Here is a 16501-nt window from a genome sequence, read left to right as displayed (position 1 = left end):
TGAATGTTGGAGAGACGGAACCTTCATCACGCGGCGCAATCGAAGACGCTTACTTTAGTTCTACACAACAGCATACAACGTCAAAAAAGATGACTCATTCTCCCGCTCGCCGTTCCTTGTTTCTTGCCCTTGCATCCGCGCCATTTATCGCCGCCTGCACATCACCTGCCGCGCGAGGTATCTCGTCGGCGCAGGACCGGCTCACTGTTCTAGAAACCTCGTCGGGGGGCCGTCTCGGCGTTGCCGCTTTGAGCACCGCGGGCTCCACGCAGCTTGACTACCGTGCGAACGAACGCTTCGCGGTGTGCAGCACGTCCAAGGTGCTCATCGCGTCGGCGATTCTCAAGCGCAGCGAGAAAGAAGCCGGACTGCTGGAACAACGCATCCATTACACGAAGAGCGATCTCGTCGCGTATTCGCCGGTCTCGGAACGGCACATGGATAGCGGCATGACGGTCGCCGAACTTTGCGCGGCTGCGCTCGACTACAGCGACAACACGTCGGCTAACCTGTTGATGAAGCTACTTGGCGGCCCGTCCGCCGTGACCGCGTTCGCGCGCTCGATCGGCGACGAGACATTCCGTCTCGACCGCTGGGAGACGGAGTTGAACTCGGCGATTCCTGGCGATCTGCGCGACACGTCGACACCAGCCGCGATGGCGCAAAGTCTGCAACGGGTTGCGCTCGGCGACGCGCTCGCCGCGCCGCAGCGCAACCAGCTACAGGCGTGGCTGCGCGCGAACACGACAGGCTCGATGCGCATCCGTGCGGGCGCTCCCGCGGACTGGATCGTGGGCGACAAGACAGGCACGGGCGACTTCGGCACCACGAACGACATCGCCGTGCTATGGCCACCGGCAAAACCGCCGGTTATCGTCGCGTTGTACTTTACTCAGCGCGAGAAGGACGCCAAACCGCGCAACGATGTGCTGGCCTCGGCTGCACGGATCGTCGTCGAATCATTCAATTGATCCTGCTGGCGCGCTGACTGCGCGCCAACATCGGATTACCTGTTCTCCAGTTCCCGCAGCACCTGTGCGACGCGGCCATGCGCGTGCAGGATGTCGGGGTTCAACTGCAAGAGCGGCAGGTAACGGGGGAGGAAGGTGGCGTTCGGTACGTCGGGTGTGAATAGCGCGACGACGGAGCGCGCTGCACCTGTCCGCTCCGCGGCGGTCGCTTTCTCATCGTCGATGACTTCGTCGACGTTCGCGATCACCGTGGAGAGCGGCGTGATCCAGCGAAACGCCGATCCATTGATTAACACCTGCAGGAACGCGGCCGGTGTGATCGACCCGAACTCTTTTTCGTAAACCGCGCGCTCGTGATCGAGAATCGTCTTGTGCAAGGCGAGTAGCGGTTTGCGGACATCGGTAAGGAATTGAATCGCGCGCTGCTCGTTCATGGTCCTGCTCCTCGTGTATCCGCCGGGTTATGTCGCGAGTCTGCCAGATGCCGCAGGCGTCATCTCCGATGCCCCCCGTTTGCCGGTAAAAAGCAGCGACGCCGTCCCGGTGGGGATTTTCAGGCGGAGCTACAATCTCCGCGCCTCTCCAGACATCGATGCGCCACGGCGCATGTGGTCCAGTCAGTTGCCCAGTTGAACAGCATAACCGCGTATTAGCGCCGGTTGGCGGAATAAATTTCGTCAACCGTTTGCGAATTCCGTCTTCGTTCAAACAATAACCCCCATAAACCGGAGCCGCTCATGGCAACGCTTAACGTAAATGGCCAGACACACACCGTCGATGCGCCACCCGACATGCCTTTGCTCTGGGTGTTACGCGACCTGGTCGGTCTCACCGGAACAAAATTCGGCTGCGGCATCGCGCAATGCGGCGCCTGCACCGTGCATCTCGACGGCGTCGCGATCCGTTCGTGCGTGCAGCCAGTCGCTGCCGTCGGCGATCGCAAGGTGACGACGATCGAAGCCGTCGGCGACACGCCGGCTGGCAGGAAGGTGCAGCATGCGTGGCGTCAACTCGACGTCGTGCAGTGCGGCTACTGTCAGTCCGGACAGGTGATGTCCGCGGCGTCGCTGCTGTCGACGAATCCGAATCCCACCGATGCAGATATCGATGCCGCGATGGCAGGCAACATCTGCCGCTGCGGGACGTACAACCGCATCCGCGCGGCGATCAGGCAAGCCGCGAAGGAGGCGTGACATGTCGCAAGGATTGCTCGATGCGCAAGGCGCCGCTCGTAAAAACGACGGATCCGGTGAGGTGCGTGGCATCAACCGCCGCACGTTTCTGAAGTTCGGCATGACGGTCGGTGCGGCTGCGGGCGGTGGTCTTCTGCTCGGCTTCAGTCTGCCGGCGGCGAGCCAGGATCAGACGGCGCATCAATCGGTGATTGGCGGCGATGCGATCGAGGCGCCGCAGGATGGCGTCTTCGCGCCGAACGCGTTTATCCAGATCGACCGGACCGGCAAGGTCGCGCTCGTGATTCCAAAGGTCGAGATGGGGCAGGGCGTGTACACGTCGATTCCGATGTTGATCGCTGAGGAACTCGAAGTGCCGCTCGACAGCGTCACGCTCGATCATGCGCCGCCGAACGAAAAACTCTTCATGGATCCGCTGCTCGGCGGCCAGCTGACGGGCGGTTCGACATCGATCCGCTATGCGTGGGAGCCGATGCGCCGCGCGGGCGCGGCCGCGCGCGTCGTCCTGATCGACGCCGCCGCACAGCAGTGGCAGGTCGATCCGGCGTCATGCCACGCCCAGGCAGGCAAAGTCGTGCATCCGGCCAGCAACCGGAGCCTCGGCTATGGCGAGCTGGTCGATGCGGCGGCGAAGCTGCCTGTTCCGCCGAATGTGCCGCTCAAGGATCCGAAAGATTTCACGCTGATCGGCACGGCAGTCAAGCGGCTCGACTCGCCGGAGAAGATCGACGGCACCGCAATGTTCGGCCTCGACGTGCGCGTGCCCGGCATGGTGTACGCCGCGATCGCGACCTGTCCGGTGTTCGGCGGCACGCTCGCAAGCGTCGACGACACGAACGCGAAGAAGATCCCCGGTGTGCGCCAGGTCGTCAGGTTCGACAACGGCGTGGCGGTGATCGGCGACCATACGTGGGCCGCCAAACGGGGTCTCGCGACGCTCGATATCAAGTGGAACGAAGGCGCGGGCGCGAACCTGTCGATGAAGCAGATCGTCGACGATCTCGCGAGCGCAGCGCAGCGCGACGGCGCGGTGGCGCGCAAGGAAGGGGACGTCAACAACGCGTTCTCGTCGGCGAAAACGCGCGTCGATGCTGTCTATCAGCAACCGTTCCTTGCGCACGCGACGATGGAGCCGGTCAACTGCACCGTTCATGTGCGGCCCGACGGCTGCGATATCTGGCTGGGGACGCAGGTGCCCACGCGGATCGTCGACGCGGGCGTAGCGGTCACGGGCCTGCCGGCCGGGAAGATCACGGTGCATAACCATCTGCTGGGCGGCGGCTTCGGGCGGCGGCTCGAGTTCGACATGGCGACCCAGGCGCTGAAGATCGGCAAGCAGCTAGGCGTGCCGGTGAAGGTGGTCTGGACGCGCGAAGAAGACATCCAGCACGATATGTATCGCCCGTATTACTACGACAGGATCTCGGCAGGGCTGGACGCAAACGGCAAGCCGGTCGCGTGGCAGCACCGGATCGTGGGTTCGTCGATTCTGGCGCGTTTTGCGCCGCCGGCGTTCCAGCATGGCCTCGACCCTGACGCGGTGGAAGTCGCCGCCGATCTGCCGTACGACCTGCCGAACCAGCTCGTCGACTATGTGCGCCAGGAACCCCATGCGGTGCCGACGGCTTTCTGGCGCGGCGTCGGGCCGACGCGCGGCACCTTCGTCGTCGAGAGCTTCATCGACGAACTGGCTGCACAGGCGAAGGCCGATCCGGTGAAATACCGCCGCGACCTGCTCGGCAAGACGCCGCGCGCGCTCAACGTGCTTAACGTCGCGACCGAGGCCGCAGGCTGGGGCAGCGCGGTGCCGAAGGGGCAGGGACGCGGTGTATCGGTCATGCATGCATTCGGCAGTTTCTTTTCGATGGTCGTAGACGTGAGTGTCGACAAGGGCGAAGTCGCGGTGAAACGCGTGGTGTGCGCGGTCGACTGCGGGATGGTCGTGAATCCGGACACGATCGAGGCGCAGGTGCAGGGCGGCGTGATCTTCGCGATCACGGCGGCGCTCTACAGCGAGATCACGATCAAGGATGGCCGCGTCGAGCAGAACAACTTCACCGATTACCGGATGCTGCGCATCGACCAGGCGCCACCGATCGAGGTTCACATCGTGAAGAGTTCCGAAGCGCCGGGCGGGATCGGCGAGCCGGGCACAGCGGCGCTCGCGCCGGCGCTCACGAACGCCATCTTCGCGGCTACCGGCAAGCGGATCCGGCAGTTGCCGGTCGGCAGCCAGTTGCAAACCGCCTGACCGGAGACCGAGGATGAAAAACACTCTCAAAGCGCTGGTCGCTTCGCTATGCGTAGCGTTTCCGCTCGCATCGCACGCCGCCGACGATGCCCTCGTGCAACGCGGCGCGTACCTGGCGAAGGTCGGCGACTGCGTGGCTTGCCACTCGGCGCCGCGCGGCAAGCCGTTCGCGGGCGGCCTGCCGATGACGACCCCGATGGGCGCGATCTATACGACCAACATTACGCCCGACCCGGACACGGGCATCGGCCGCTACAGGGAAGAGGAGTTCGCGCGGGCGATGCGTGAGGGCGTCGCCAGAGACGGCCACAACCTGTATCCGGCAATGCCGTATCCGTCGTACGCGAAAGTCAACGACGACGACATGCACGCGCTCTACGCGTACTTCATGAACGGCGTGGCGCCCGTGAAGCAGGCGAACCGCGAACCGGACATCAAGTGGCCACTCAATATGCGCTGGCCGTTGAAGCTCTGGAACGTGGTGTTCGTGGAGAAGGGCGCGTACCAGGACAAACCGGGCAAGGATGTCGCATGGAATCGCGGTGCGTATCTGATCCAGAGTCTCGGCCATTGCGGGTCGTGTCACACGCCGCGCGGCGTCGCGTTCCAGGAGAAGGCGCTCGACGAAAGCGGCAGCGCGTATCTGACGGGTGCGCTGCTTGACGGCTGGTTCGCGGCCAACCTGACGGGCGATCACAACACCGGGCTTGGGCGCTGGTCGGAACAGGACCTGACCGCGTTCCTGAAGACGGGTGCGAATGCGCACGCTTCGGCGTTCGGTTCGATGACGAGCGTCGTCAACAACAGCACGCAGGCGATGAACGATAGTGACGTCGCGGCGATGTCGCGCTATCTGAAGTCACTACCGGCAGCGGGCGGCAACGGCGGTGCGCAGTACGCGTATGACGCGAAGGCAACGAAGGTGTCGCTGGCGCGTCCGGCGAACGACCCCGGCGCGCGCGTTTATACGGCGTACTGCATGCACTGTCACGGTGTCGATGGACGGGGCTTCGCGCCGATGCTGGCACCGCTCGCGGGCAATCCGAACGTGCTGGAAAAGGATGCGTCGTCGCTGATCAACGTCACGCTGAACGGCACTGGCGATCTCGTGATCCAGGGCATTCCGGCCGCGTATCCGATGCCGAAGTACGCGCCGGTGCTCGACGATCAGCAGATCGCCGACGTGCTGACGTTCATCCGTGCTGGGTGGAACAACAACGCGCCGGCCATACAGCCGGAGGATGTCGCGAAACTGCGCAAGTCGACTCAGGCGGCGCGTTAATCGCCATCAACGCGACGGCAGCGCTGCAACGAAAGAGGCCACCGCAGACGATGTCTGCGGTGGCCTCTTCGTTCGTGGATGACGACCCTATCGATGCTGCCCGACACGTGCCCGTCGTTCGAGCACGCGGGCATACCACGTCAACGGAAAACACATGGCGAAGTACAGGAGCGCGACCATGCCGTAGATCGGGAACGGGCGGAACACGGCATTGGTGATCATCGTGCCGGTTTTCGTCAGCTCGACGAAACCGATGACGGATGTCAGCGCGGTGCTTTTGACGACCTGCACCAGAAAGCCGACGGTCGGCGCCGTGGCGATCTTGCGCGCCTGCGGCCAGACGATAAAGCGCAACTGCTGCGCGTAGGTCATGCCGAGACTCGCACCGGCTGCCCACTGGCCGCGCGGCACGGCTTCGACGCAGCCGCGCCAGATGTCAGCGAGATACGCGCTCGTATAGAGCGTCAGCGTGACGGTGGCGGCGACCCACGGCGACACATCGACGCCCAGCAACGGCAGGCCGAAGAACGCGAGGAACAGTTGCATCAGGAGCGGGGTGCCCTGAAACAGTTCGACGTAGAGCACGACCACGCGCCGCAGCCACGGCAGCGGCGACACACGCGCGGCCAACAGCAGCAGGCCGACGGCCCCGCCGCAGACAAAAGCGATCAGCGAAAGCAGGACGGTCCAGCGCGCTGCCAGCAGCAGGTTACGGCCGATATCCCAGAGCGTGAACTCAACCATTATGGGCGCTCCGTCGGCAGGGCTCGCGCGCCGCGCCACGCAAGCAGCATGCGGAACAGGCCGCGCGGCGCAGCGGGCGTGCGCGGCATGCGGCCGGCGAAGAGCCCGGCGCCGAGCCGGTTCAACAATTGCCGCAACACGATCGACAGCACCAGATAGGTCACCGTGATGATCAGATAACTCTCGAACGAGCGGAAGTTGCGCGACTGGATGAAGTTCGCCGCGTAGGTCAGATCGGGCACCGAGATCTGCGACACGACGGCAGAGCCGAGCATCACGATCAGCACCTGACTCAGGAGCGCCGGGAAGACGTTGGCGATGGCCTGCGGCAACACGACGTGCCGGAACACCTGACGGTTGTGCAGGCCGAGCGCCATCGCCGCCTGCACCTGGCCGCGCGGAATCGAATCGATGCCGGCACGCACAATTTCCGTTGCGTATGCGCCCAGATTGACAGTCATCGCGAGGATGGCCGCCGAGGTTTCGTCTATATGGATGCCGAGCCCGGGCAGTCCGAAAAAGATGAAAAACAGCTGCACGATGAACGGCGTGTTGCGTATCAACTCGACGTAAAGCGTGACGAGCGTGCGCGCCCAGCGCGGGCCAGCCACGCTCACGCTCGCACCGGCGACGCCGACCACGCCGCCCAGCACCGTCGATACGGCGGTCAGCCCAAGGGTCACGGCGACGCCGCGGGTCAGCATACCCGCGTACATCTCGAAGCCGCTGAAGTCGAACGCGTAGCTCATGAGGTGCTGCTCATCGTGTGAAACTTCTGCATCGTGTGGATCGGTCCGGGTTCAGCAGATGTGGCTCAAAGGTCCGCGGGCAGCGGCGCACGCAGCCACTTCTGCGAAATGGCGTTCATCGTGCCGTCCTTGCGTGCTTTGGCGATCGTCTCGTCGACCTTCTGCAGCAGGCGCGGCTCGTTCTTGTTGAGGCCGACGTGATCCGGCGAGCTAAACAGCGCGAACTTCTGCTCCGGATCGATGGCGGGGTGACGCGCGAGGATTGTCGCACCCACGTCGTTGCCGACCACCATCAACTGTACCTGACCAGAAAGAAAAGCAGAAATAGCGCCGTTCGGGTCGTCGAAACGCTTGATCGTGGCCGAAGGCGGAGCGATTTTGGTCACGCTCAGGTCTTCCAGCGTGCCGCGTGCGACCGAAATCGACTTGCCGGCGAGATCATTGGCGTTCTTGACCGGCACCGTCTTCGGGCCGAATACGGCGAGGTAATACGGCGCGTAAGGCTTCGAGAAGTCGATCACCTTTTCGCGTTCCGGCGTCTGACCGACGGAGAGCAGCATGTCTGCCTTGTGGTCGGCGAGGTAGGCCATGCGGTTGTCGCCCGTCACCGGCACCAGTTCGACCTTGGCGTTGAGCGCCTTGCCGATCAGGTCGGCGACGTCGATGTCATAGCCCATCGGCTTCATGTCCGGGCCGATCGAGCCGAACGGCGGATAGTCCTCGAATACGCCGATGCGAACGACGCCCGACTTCGAAATCGAATCAAGCGCGTCGGCGTGGGCCGCCGGCGCGAACGCCGACAGCGCGGCGCCGGTCAATACGAGGCTCGCGGCGGTCACCTTGAACGCGCGGCCTGCTTGCCTGATGGAGTGGTGAAGGGTGGTCATGTGTCGTTCCTCTGTCGAAAACGTTGGTGTGGGTGAATGCAGGGAGAGAATCAATGGGTGGTGCGGGCCGCAATCAGTTTGCACGCGTGCGCCGGCAGTTCGGCCATGACGGGCATGCCGGCGACGAGGCCCGGCGTTTCGCGTGGCGTCGTTGCGGCGGTCAGCGTGAAGCCGGTGCAATCGATGGTCGCTTCGAGCGTAGCCCCGACGTCGCGGATGAACTTCACGGTGCCGGGCAGATGATTGTTGCCCGCACCGGTCGAAGCAGGTTTGACACAGACGTCCTCAGGACGGATCAGCAGACGGATGTCGTCGGTGCCAGTTGCGACGCGCGAAGGGCTCGCTACGACGATCTGCTGCCCGCCGGGCAGGCTCACGCCGCCGTGGCCGTCGGGCGTGACCGGCAGGATGTTGCCGAGTCCGATGAAGTCCGCGACAAATTCGCTGACCGGATCGCGGTAAATGTCGAGCGGTTTGCCGACCTGCGCGATGCGGCCTTTTTCCATCACGACGATCTCGTCGGCCATCGTCATTGCTTCGCGCTGGTCGTGGGTGACCATGATCGTCGTGATGCCGAGCCGCTGCTGCAGCAGGCGGATTTCGACCTGCATCGCTTCGCGCAGCTTGGCGTCGAGGGCGGACAGCGGTTCGTCGAGCAGCAGCAGTTTCGGCGACGACGCAATGGCGCGCGCAATCGCCACGCGCTGACGCTGGCCGCCGGATAGCTGCGTGACGGGCCGGTTCGCCATGTGCGGCAGCTGGATCAGTTCGAGCAGTTCGGCGATACGGCGCGACTGCGCGGCCCTGTCCATCTTGCGCAGCCGCAGCGGATACGCGATGTTTTCCGCGACGCTCATATGCGGAAACAGTGCGAGCGACTGGAACACCATGCCGAAGTCGCGCCGGTTCGCCGGTTCGTACGTGATGTCCTTGCCGGCGAACGTCACGCTGCCGGAGGTCGGCGTCTCCAGCCCGGCGATCATGCGCAGCAGGGTCGTCTTGCCGCAACCTGACGGCCCCAGAAAACAGACGAGCTTGCCGTCGGGCACGCTGAGATCGACATCGTCGACGGCGGTTGCGCCGTTAAAGCGCTTCGTCACGGACTGCAGGTTCAGATGAGTCATGGTGATTCCTTTACATGTCGCGGATCGGCGCGTCACAGTGCGCCACTGCATGAAGGCGCGTCAGAGCGCGACGCCTTCGTCGCCAATCAGTTTTTCGAGCAGCCAGATCAGCGCGAAGTCGATCGCGACGATGAACACCGCGAACGAGAACACGGTCGGATCCAGCGACGATACCGTGCGGCTGTAAAGCCATACCGGCAGCGTCATCGTGTTGATGCCGTACAGGAAGAACGTCACCGTGAATTCGTTGAACGAGATGATGAACGCGAACAGCATGCCGGCGAGAATGCCCGGTCGCATCAACGGCAGTACAACGTCGATCAGCGCGCGGCGCGGGCTCGCGCCGAGCACGCAGGCCGCTTCTTCGAATTCCGGACCGATGGCGGCCACCGACGCCGCGCAGTTCTTCACGGTGAACGGCAGCGCCAGAATCACGTGCGCGATGATGAGCCGGAACACGCCGAGTTCGACCGGCAACACGTTGAACACCAGCAGCAGCGACAGGCCGAGCATCACGAGCGGGTAGACGAGCGGCAGCGCGACCAGCTGTTCGACCACCGCCTTGCCGCGAAAGCGATAGCGGCTCAGTGCATAGGCCGCCGGCACGGATACCAGCGTCGCGATGATCATCGTCGATACGGCGACGATCAGGCTGGTGGTGAGCGCGCTGCCCATCGACATCACGTCGCTTGCATCGGGCGACACGAATGAGTGCCATGCCGCCCGGTACCACTGCAGGCTGAAGTGTTGCGGCGGGAAGTCCAGCGTGTCCGACGCGCTGAACGACATGGCGATCATCGTGAGGATCGGCAGGGCGGCGAGAAACAGCACGATCGCGGCCAGCAGGCTCGACATCCTGCCGAGCTGGCCTGGCATCGTCGCCGGCAGCCGCCATGTGCGCGAAGCGGTGAGGGTGCTCATGCTTTTGGCTCCTCTTCGAAGCGCTGGGTGCGGCGCACGAGTCGCTGCGAGATCGTCATCACGGCAAGCGTCGCGACCATCAACACGACGCCGGAAGCCGACGCCGCTGGCCAGTTCAGGAGTGGCGCGACCTGGTCGTGGACGAGCACGGCGAGCATCGGCACGCGCCGTCCGCCGAGCAGCAGCGGCACGGCAAACGCACTGGCGTTGTACGCGAACACCAGCAGCGCGCCGGAAACGAGACCGGGCATCGCCAGCGGCAGCATCACGTGGCGCAGCGTCTGCATGCGGGTTGCGCCCAGCGTGGCCGCCGCCTCTTCGTACGAGCGCGACACGGCACGCATCGCACTCGACAGCGGCAGGACGGCAAGAGGAAACGCAGTCTGAATGAGACCGAGCAGCACACCGTGTTCGCGATACAGCCACTGGATCGGGCGATCGATCAATCCGCCCGCGATCAGCGCATGATTCAGCAGACCGGCGGGACCGAGGATCACGAGCCATCCGTAACCCTGCAGCAGCAGGTTGACCAGCAGCGGCAACAGCACGCCGGCGAGCAGGAGCCGCCGCGCGAGGCGCGACTCCGTGCGCGCCATCGCCAGCGCGACCGGAATCGCCAGCAGCACGGCGCAGACCATGCTCTGGAATGCGAGCCGCAACGTGAGCGACAACGACTTCACGAAGTAGCTGTCGGCAAGATCGGCGTAATTCTGCAGCGTGAAGCCGTGCCATTCGTTGCCCGATGTGCCGAAGCTCATCCGCAATACCACGAGCGCCGCGGCGGCCAGCACGGCGAGAAACGCGAGGATCGGCGCGAGCAGGATCCACGGCCGCGCCTTCGCAAGCATGGCGCCGGGCGCGCCGGCGGCCGGTTCGTCAGGCGCGCCGGAACCGGCGCGCTGCGAGGAGAGCGCGGGCATCGTGGTCATGCCGCGAAGATTTCGGTGTAGCGCTTGATCCACGCCGGCTGCACAACGGCGAGCGCCTTGTCGTCATGCAGGATCGCCTTTTCCGCGATCTGCTGCGGGCTGGGCACGAACGCTCGGCTCTCGGCGGGGATTTGCGCTTTCGAGTTGACCGGGCCGTTCAGCACGTCGGCGGCCATTCTTCCTTGCACGCCTGCATCGAGCGAATGATTGATGAACGCGTGGATCAGGTCGAGGTCGCCGGGATGCGCTTTCGGAATGACCGTGAACATCAGTTGCGTTGCAAAGCCTTCCTTCATCCCGTAAGTGACGCCCATCTTGTACTCGGGTTTGCGGATCTGATCCGGGAAGAACGCGGGCGAATAGATGCCGCCCATGTCGAGCGAACCGGTACGGAACAGGTCGGCGATCTGATTCGGATTCTCACCGAGCGTCATCACGCGGTCTTTCAGTTGCGCGAGCTTTTTGAAGCCAGGGTCGATGTTCTGCTGCGAGCCGCCCGACATCTTCGCGGCAATGATCGCGAGATCGACCGCCTCGGCCCATTCCGGCGGCGGCAGGAAGATGCGGCCGGCGTACTTCGGATCCCACAGCGCTTCATACGACGAAGGCGGCGTCTTGACGGTCGCGGTGTTGTAGATGAGGCCGTCGGACCACAGCAGATAGCCGACGCCGAAGCCGTTCGCGCCAGTGCGGTATTGCTCGGCCACGTCCTTCAGATTCGGCAGCTTGTTCAGGTCGGGCTTGATGAGCAGGCCCGCGTCGCCGAGACCGGCCGCGCCGACACCTGCCAGCGTGATCACGTCGTAGGTGGGGCGCTCGCCCGCGGCCTTGACCTTCGCGACCATGCCGGACGTACCGTCGGCGCGGTCGGCGATCACCTTGGCGCCGGTCTTCGCCGTGAAGGTCGCCGCAATGTTGCGCATCGCAGCGGCGCCTGTGTCGTCCGACCATGTCAGGAGGCGCAGTGTCTTGCCCGAGAAGTTCTGCTCTGCCGCTTTCACGTTGATGAACGGCATCGGCAGCGTGGACGCAGCGATCGCTGCGCCGATCGTCTTGATTACCTGCCTTCTACCCCGTTTGATGTCCTGCATGGCGGTCTCTCCGTTGTGAACGATGCAACATGGGCGGCCGATGGTTGGCGCGTAAATGCACTCTAGGTTTGCCAAAATGGCCTAACAAACGAAATCTCTGCATGGACGCCATGACATAAGCTCATGCGCCACCCCGAGCGGCAGACGCACCACAGACCTCCGACAAAAGGGCGAAACCCGGCGCCAGCGTCGTGTGCGGGTTTACGTCCAGACCGGCCGATGGCGGCCTGCGGAAAAGAGATATGAGGAAAGATCAATCGTGGTGCGGGAAAAGCCGGCAGATGCACTGAAGCGGTGCGCGGGTTCCCGGCTCATTGCGGGCGTGCCGCCTTGCTCGCGTCGCCGCGGATGGCGTGGGCGGTTGTCTGTCCCATGCCATGAGGCCAGCGCATGCCGCCTAGGGTAACATTGGATCGTGTCAGGTTTTTGAAGGGCGTATTCTGCGGGCATTCCATGCGTTGACGTGCGGTTCGCCAGCCGCCTCACGCGATGCATTTTTCTGATACCCGGACGTTCATATCATGCGACGACTTCCGCCTCTCAACGCGCTTCAGATCTTCGAGACAGTGGCGCGCCACCGCAGCTTCACGCGCGCGGCGGACCATCTTTGTCTGACCCAGGGGGCGGTGAGCCGGCAGATTCTCGCACTTGAGGAGTATTACAAGTTTCCGCTCTTCAAGCGCCATGCGAAGGGGCTCACGCTGACCGCCGAAGGCGAACTGCTGCTGCCGGCGGTGAAGGAAAGCTTCGCGCGTATCGAGGAGATTTCGCTGCGTCTCACGCGCCAGCGCACTGACCTCGCGTTGAAGGTGCCGACCTGCGTGATGCGCAGGATGCTGCCGAAAATCATGCTGTTCCAGGCGGAATATCCGGATCTGCATGTACAGATCACGACGACCTGGCAGCACGATGTCGACTTCCAGGTCGAGCCTTTTGACGCTGCGATCGTCTATGGATCATCGCCTGGTGTCGACGTGCAGGCGGTGCCGCTTTTCGAGGAGCGTCTGACGCCCGTCTGTGCCCCCGAGCTTCTGAACGACAAGCCGCTCGACTCCGTCGCCGATCTCGCTCGTCATACGCTGCTGCACCCGACGCGCGACCATCGCGACTGGAGAATGTGGCTCGACCACGTCGACGCACGCGACATCGACGCCAGTCACGGCCCGAGCTTCGACACGCTCGATCTTGCGACGAATGCGGCGTTGCAGGGCTTTGGTGTGGCGATCAGCGACCTTGCGCTGATCGATGAGGACGTCGCGGCGAAACGGCTGGTGAGGCCGTTCGATACAGTGCTGACCACCGGCGCGCGCTACTACTTCGTTTATCCGGACAGCGTGGCGCATCAGCAGAAGGTCAACCTGTTTCGCGCGTGGATCGCTGAACACTGGACCGAAGCGGCTGTCTGACGCCACGTTTGTGCGTCGTCACGTCATGCCTGCGCGCGCCGGCTCACTTCACGGCGCGACCGACAGAAAGAGCCACGCGGCGAACAGCGACAGATGCACGGCGCCCTGCAGGATCGTGGTGCGACCGGTGCCGAGCGTCAGCGTGCCGACGACGAGCGTCAGAAACAGCAGGACCATTTCCTTGCCGTCGATCCCAAGTTGAAGCGGTTGTCCGATATACAGGAAGACGACTGCCACGGTAGGAATCGTGAGTCCGATACTGGCAAGCGCCGACCCTAGTGCGAGGTTGAGGCTGGTCTGCAGACGGTCGGCGCGTGCCGCGCGCAGTGCGGCAAGTCCCTCCGGCAGCAGCACCAGCCCGGCGATCACGATCCCGACGACCGGCTTCGGCAGACCTGCATCGACCACCGCGCTTTCGACCACCGGCGACAGCAGCTTCGCGAGCAGCACGACAGCGACGAGGCACACCAGCAGCAGAACAGCGCTCAGCAACGCGACGCGGCCGCTGGGCGGCGCCGCGTGGACATTTTCGTCGGCTACGTCGGCGAGAAAATAGTCGCGGTGCCGGACGGTCTGCACGAACACAAACACGCCATACAGCACGAGCGACGACACGCCCGCGAACGCGAGTTGCGACGGCGACAGTACCGGGCCGGCGACGCTCGTGAAGTTCGGGATCACGAGGGTCAGCACCGACAGCGACGCGAGCACCGCAAGTGCCGCGCTCGCGCCGCGAATCTGGAAGTCCTGTTCGCGATGCCGGATGCCGCCCACCAGCAGACACAGCCCCACGATCCCGTTGCAGACAAGCATCACCGCGGCGAACACGGTGTCGCGTGCGAGGCCCGCTTTTTCCGGGCCCGCCGTCAGCATCACCGAGACGATCAGCGCGACTTCGATCACTGTGACGGCGACCGCGAGCAGCAGCGTACCGAACGGTTCGCCGACACGGTGGGCGATAACTTCCGCATGGTGGACGCCCGCGAACACCGAGCCGGCGAGCGCCACGCCCACCAGCGCGAGCAGAACCGCGTGACCTGGGAACAAGGCCGCAGCGCCCAGCACGATCCAGGCGGCGATCGGCGCTCCCACAGTCCAGCGGGGAAGCACGGGAGATGTTGTCGTCATGCGGGGGTTTCCTGTTCGGTATAGGTTTGTATGCGGCGCAAGGTGGGGCAACGATTGTTTTCGCTCCGTACCGCACTGCGTCACAGGGCTCTTTATTCTTCATCCTCTGCATGAGGAATCGATCCTAATATATTAATATATAAAGAATATCTCGAAATAATGAACGTGGTTTGTAAGGAGTTACCGTGATCCGTAGCCAGGAAACACTGAACCTGCTGCTCGATAGCATCGCCCGCTTCGTGCGGGAGCGTCTGGTGCCCAACGAGGATATCGTCGCCGAAACCGACCAGATTCCTGCCGCACTCTTGCAGGAGATGAAAGATCTCGGCCTCTTCGGTCTGTGCCTGCCCGAGGACTACGGCGGCCTCGGCCTCACGATGGAAGAAGAAGTGTTCGCCGCGATGGAACTGGGCAAGACTTCGCCTGCTTTTCGCTCGGCGATCGGCAGCAACAACGGCATCGGCTCAACCGGCATTGTGATCGACGGAACGCCCGGGCAAAAGGAAAAGTATTTGCCGCGCCTCGCTTCGGGTGACCTGATCGGCTCGTTCTGTCTGACCGAGCCCGAGGCGGGTTCCGACGCCGCGTCGTTGCGAACCATGGCAATACGCGAAGGCGACCACTATGTCCTGAACGGGACCAAACGCTTTATCACGAACGCACCGGAGGCCGGCCTCTTCACGGTAATGGCCCGCACGGATCCGGCGGGCAGGGGCGCCGGCGCGATTTCGGCATTCGTCGTCGAGGCGGGTACGGCGGGTCTCTCACTGGGCAGGATCGACCGCAAGATGGGCCAGAAAGGCGCGCATACGTGCGACGTGATTTTCGACAACTGCCGTGTGCCGGCGGCAAACCTGATCGGCGAGAAAGAAGGCGTCGGCTTCAAGACGGCGATGAAGGTGCTCGACAAAGGGCGTCTGCATATCGCTGCCGTCGCGACGGGCGCAGCCGAACGCATGCTTGCCGATGCGCTGCGTTACGCCATGGAGCGCCGGCAGTTCGGCAAGCCGATCGTCGAATTCGAGCTGATTCAGGCCATGCTCGCCGACAGCCAGGCGGAAATCTACGCGTCGCGTTGCATGATCGTGGATGCGGCGCGCCGGCGCGATGCGGGTGAGAAGGTCACGAGCGAAGCGTCGTGCGCGAAGATGTTCGCCACTGAAATGTGTGGGCGGGTCGCCGATCGCGCCGTGCAGATATTCGGCGGCGCGGGTTATATGAGCGAATACGGCATCGAGCGGTTCTATCGCGACGTGCGGCTGTTCCGCATCTACGAAGGCACGACCCAGATCCAGCAGATCGTGATCGCCCGTGAAATGCAGCGCGCGTTCCAGCGCTGAGCGGAATTCCGAACCGCAGCGAGGCAACATCGTGACCCATCAAAACAGAAACGCCGCCTCTCTTGCAAGAGGCGGCGTTGGGTCCCAGGGACCTGCTGTCTGCTTACGTCCCCACCGGACGGATCGACAGCGCGCTCCTGACCGACTTTACGCCCTGTACGCCCTTTGCGGCTTCGACTGCCAGGTCGATCTGAGACTGCTCCGGCACGCTGCCTTGCAGGGTGACTGCGCCGTCGACTGCCCGAACGGTGATGTTGGAGACGGTGACGCCTCTCGTCCTCGACAATGCTGTGCGGACCTGACGCTGCAGCGCGCGGTTCGCGGCCTTCATCGACTTGTATTGCGTCCGGGCGGCGTGCGTCGTGCTTGCGGTGGCCGGGGCGGCCGGGGCGGCTTCGCTCGACTGGGCGTAGGCGTGGACCGACGCCGCGATCAGCAGTGTGCTACCTGCCACCTTGATTGCGTGTATTGCCTTCATGCATTTT

General features: G+C 63.8%; 16 protein-coding genes. 6 read left to right on the top strand and 10 right to left on the bottom strand.

Features of this window, described 5'->3' with window-relative positions:
* Positions 1-89 precede the first annotated feature (89 nt).
* Complete coding sequence (gene bla, locus B0G77_RS23220; protein WP_133664453.1) at positions 90-971, top strand: class A beta-lactamase; 882 nt, start codon at positions 90-92, stop codon at positions 969-971.
* 35 nt (positions 972-1006) lie between these two features.
* On the opposite strand, the gene B0G77_RS23215 is transcribed toward bla, so the two are convergent.
* The gene (locus tag B0G77_RS23215) at positions 1007-1405 is read right to left on the bottom strand and encodes a hypothetical protein (RefSeq protein WP_133664452.1); all 399 of its coding nucleotides are present in this window, start codon (positions 1403-1405) and stop codon (positions 1007-1009) included.
* A 303-nt stretch (positions 1406-1708) separates the two neighbouring features.
* Between B0G77_RS23215 and B0G77_RS23210 the strand changes: the two genes are divergently transcribed.
* The 3 genes from B0G77_RS23210 to B0G77_RS23200 are packed head-to-tail and all read left to right on the top strand — an operon-like array spanning position 1709 to position 5697.
* Positions 1709-2164, top strand: a complete 456-nt coding sequence (locus B0G77_RS23210) for a (2Fe-2S)-binding protein (protein WP_133664451.1) — start codon at positions 1709-1711, stop codon at positions 2162-2164.
* Position 2165: 1 nt separating this feature from the next.
* Complete coding sequence (locus B0G77_RS23205; protein WP_133664450.1) at positions 2166-4415, top strand: xanthine dehydrogenase family protein molybdopterin-binding subunit; 2250 nt, start codon at positions 2166-2168, stop codon at positions 4413-4415.
* A 13-nt stretch (positions 4416-4428) separates the two neighbouring features.
* Complete coding sequence (locus B0G77_RS23200; RefSeq protein ID WP_133664449.1) at positions 4429-5697, top strand: cytochrome c; 1269 nt, start codon at positions 4429-4431, stop codon at positions 5695-5697.
* A gap of 87 nt (positions 5698-5784) precedes the next feature.
* Here the strand turns inward: B0G77_RS23200 and B0G77_RS23195 are convergent, their stop codons facing one another.
* The 7 genes from B0G77_RS23195 to B0G77_RS23165 all read right to left on the bottom strand — a co-directional run bounded on the left by B0G77_RS23195 (position 5785) and on the right by B0G77_RS23165 (position 12142).
* Complete coding sequence (locus tag B0G77_RS23195; RefSeq protein WP_133664448.1) at positions 5785-6441, bottom strand: amino acid ABC transporter permease; 657 nt, start codon at positions 6439-6441, stop codon at positions 5785-5787.
* Positions 6441-7190: an amino acid ABC transporter permease gene (locus tag B0G77_RS23190; protein WP_133664447.1), complete on the bottom strand. Its 750-nt coding sequence runs from the start codon at positions 7188-7190 to the stop codon at positions 6441-6443. The genes B0G77_RS23195 and B0G77_RS23190 overlap by 1 nt, the downstream gene beginning before the upstream one ends.
* Positions 7191-7255: 65 nt before the next feature.
* Positions 7256-8077 (bottom strand): transporter substrate-binding domain-containing protein, encoded by an 822-nt coding sequence (locus B0G77_RS23185; protein WP_133664446.1) that lies wholly within the window; start codon positions 8075-8077, stop codon positions 7256-7258.
* 50 nt (positions 8078-8127) lie between these two features.
* On the bottom strand, positions 8128-9201 hold the full coding sequence (locus B0G77_RS23180; protein ID WP_133664445.1) for an ABC transporter ATP-binding protein: 1074 nt from the start codon (positions 9199-9201) through the stop codon (positions 8128-8130).
* A 60-nt stretch (positions 9202-9261) separates the two neighbouring features.
* Entirely contained in the window at positions 9262-10122 is an 861-nt protein-coding gene (locus B0G77_RS23175; RefSeq protein ID WP_133664444.1) for an ABC transporter permease, read from the bottom strand.
* On the bottom strand, positions 10119-11051 hold the full coding sequence (locus tag B0G77_RS23170) for an ABC transporter permease (RefSeq protein ID WP_133664443.1): 933 nt from the start codon (positions 11049-11051) through the stop codon (positions 10119-10121). Before B0G77_RS23170 ends, B0G77_RS23175 begins: the two co-directional genes overlap by 4 nt.
* A complete protein-coding gene (locus tag B0G77_RS23165; RefSeq protein ID WP_133664442.1) occupies positions 11048-12142 on the bottom strand; it encodes an extracellular solute-binding protein in 1095 nt (364 codons plus the stop codon). The genes B0G77_RS23170 and B0G77_RS23165 overlap by 4 nt, the downstream gene beginning before the upstream one ends.
* 521 nt (positions 12143-12663) lie before the next feature.
* Here B0G77_RS23165 and B0G77_RS23160 point away from each other — a divergent pair.
* Positions 12664-13548, top strand: a complete 885-nt coding sequence (locus B0G77_RS23160; RefSeq protein WP_133664441.1) for a LysR substrate-binding domain-containing protein — start codon at positions 12664-12666, stop codon at positions 13546-13548.
* A 48-nt stretch (positions 13549-13596) separates the two neighbouring features.
* Here the strand turns inward: B0G77_RS23160 and B0G77_RS23155 are convergent, their stop codons facing one another.
* Complete coding sequence (locus tag B0G77_RS23155; RefSeq protein WP_133664440.1) at positions 13597-14676, bottom strand: ionic transporter y4hA; 1080 nt, start codon at positions 14674-14676, stop codon at positions 13597-13599.
* 185 nt (positions 14677-14861) lie between these two features.
* Here B0G77_RS23155 and B0G77_RS23150 point away from each other — a divergent pair, with 185 nt between their 5' ends.
* Positions 14862-16016 (top strand): acyl-CoA dehydrogenase family protein, encoded by a 1155-nt coding sequence (locus B0G77_RS23150; protein WP_133664439.1) that lies wholly within the window; start codon positions 14862-14864, stop codon positions 16014-16016.
* 103 nt (positions 16017-16119) lie between these two features.
* Here the strand turns inward: B0G77_RS23150 and B0G77_RS23145 are convergent, their stop codons facing one another.
* Entirely contained in the window at positions 16120-16494 is a 375-nt protein-coding gene (locus tag B0G77_RS23145) for a BON domain-containing protein (RefSeq protein ID WP_133664438.1), read from the bottom strand.
* Positions 16495-16501 lie beyond the last annotated feature (7 nt).

Source organism: Paraburkholderia sp. BL10I2N1 (assembly GCF_004361815.1).
Lineage (GTDB): Bacteria > Pseudomonadota > Gammaproteobacteria > Burkholderiales > Burkholderiaceae > Paraburkholderia.
This window is presented reverse-complemented; position numbering and strand designations above follow the sequence as displayed.

What these genes read in the sequence shown, in the direction of transcription:
- bla (WP_133664453.1), top strand. Translation starts at nt 90, where the DNA reads ATGACTCATTCTCCCGCTCGCCGTTCCTTGTTTCTTGCCCTTGCATCC.
- B0G77_RS23215 (WP_133664452.1), bottom strand. Translation starts at nt 1,405, where the DNA reads ATGAACGAGCAGCGCGCGATTCAATTCCTTACCGATGTCCGCAAACCG.
- B0G77_RS23210 (WP_133664451.1), top strand. Translation starts at nt 1,709, where the DNA reads ATGGCAACGCTTAACGTAAATGGCCAGACACACACCGTCGATGCGCCA.
- B0G77_RS23205 (WP_133664450.1), top strand. Translation starts at nt 2,166, where the DNA reads ATGTCGCAAGGATTGCTCGATGCGCAAGGCGCCGCTCGTAAAAACGAC.
- B0G77_RS23200 (WP_133664449.1), top strand. Translation starts at nt 4,429, where the DNA reads ATGAAAAACACTCTCAAAGCGCTGGTCGCTTCGCTATGCGTAGCGTTT.
- B0G77_RS23195 (WP_133664448.1), bottom strand. Translation starts at nt 6,441, where the DNA reads ATGGTTGAGTTCACGCTCTGGGATATCGGCCGTAACCTGCTGCTGGCA.
- B0G77_RS23190 (WP_133664447.1), bottom strand. Translation starts at nt 7,190, where the DNA reads ATGAGCTACGCGTTCGACTTCAGCGGCTTCGAGATGTACGCGGGTATG.
- B0G77_RS23185 (WP_133664446.1), bottom strand. Translation starts at nt 8,077, where the DNA reads ATGACCACCCTTCACCACTCCATCAGGCAAGCAGGCCGCGCGTTCAAG.
- B0G77_RS23180 (WP_133664445.1), bottom strand. Translation starts at nt 9,201, where the DNA reads ATGACTCATCTGAACCTGCAGTCCGTGACGAAGCGCTTTAACGGCGCA.
- B0G77_RS23175 (WP_133664444.1), bottom strand. Translation starts at nt 10,122, where the DNA reads ATGAGCACCCTCACCGCTTCGCGCACATGGCGGCTGCCGGCGACGATG.
- B0G77_RS23170 (WP_133664443.1), bottom strand. Translation starts at nt 11,051, where the DNA reads ATGACCACGATGCCCGCGCTCTCCTCGCAGCGCGCCGGTTCCGGCGCG.
- B0G77_RS23165 (WP_133664442.1), bottom strand. Translation starts at nt 12,142, where the DNA reads ATGCAGGACATCAAACGGGGTAGAAGGCAGGTAATCAAGACGATCGGC.
- B0G77_RS23160 (WP_133664441.1), top strand. Translation starts at nt 12,664, where the DNA reads ATGCGACGACTTCCGCCTCTCAACGCGCTTCAGATCTTCGAGACAGTG.
- B0G77_RS23155 (WP_133664440.1), bottom strand. Translation starts at nt 14,676, where the DNA reads ATGACGACAACATCTCCCGTGCTTCCCCGCTGGACTGTGGGAGCGCCG.
- B0G77_RS23145 (WP_133664438.1), bottom strand. Translation starts at nt 16,494, where the DNA reads ATGAAGGCAATACACGCAATCAAGGTGGCAGGTAGCACACTGCTGATC.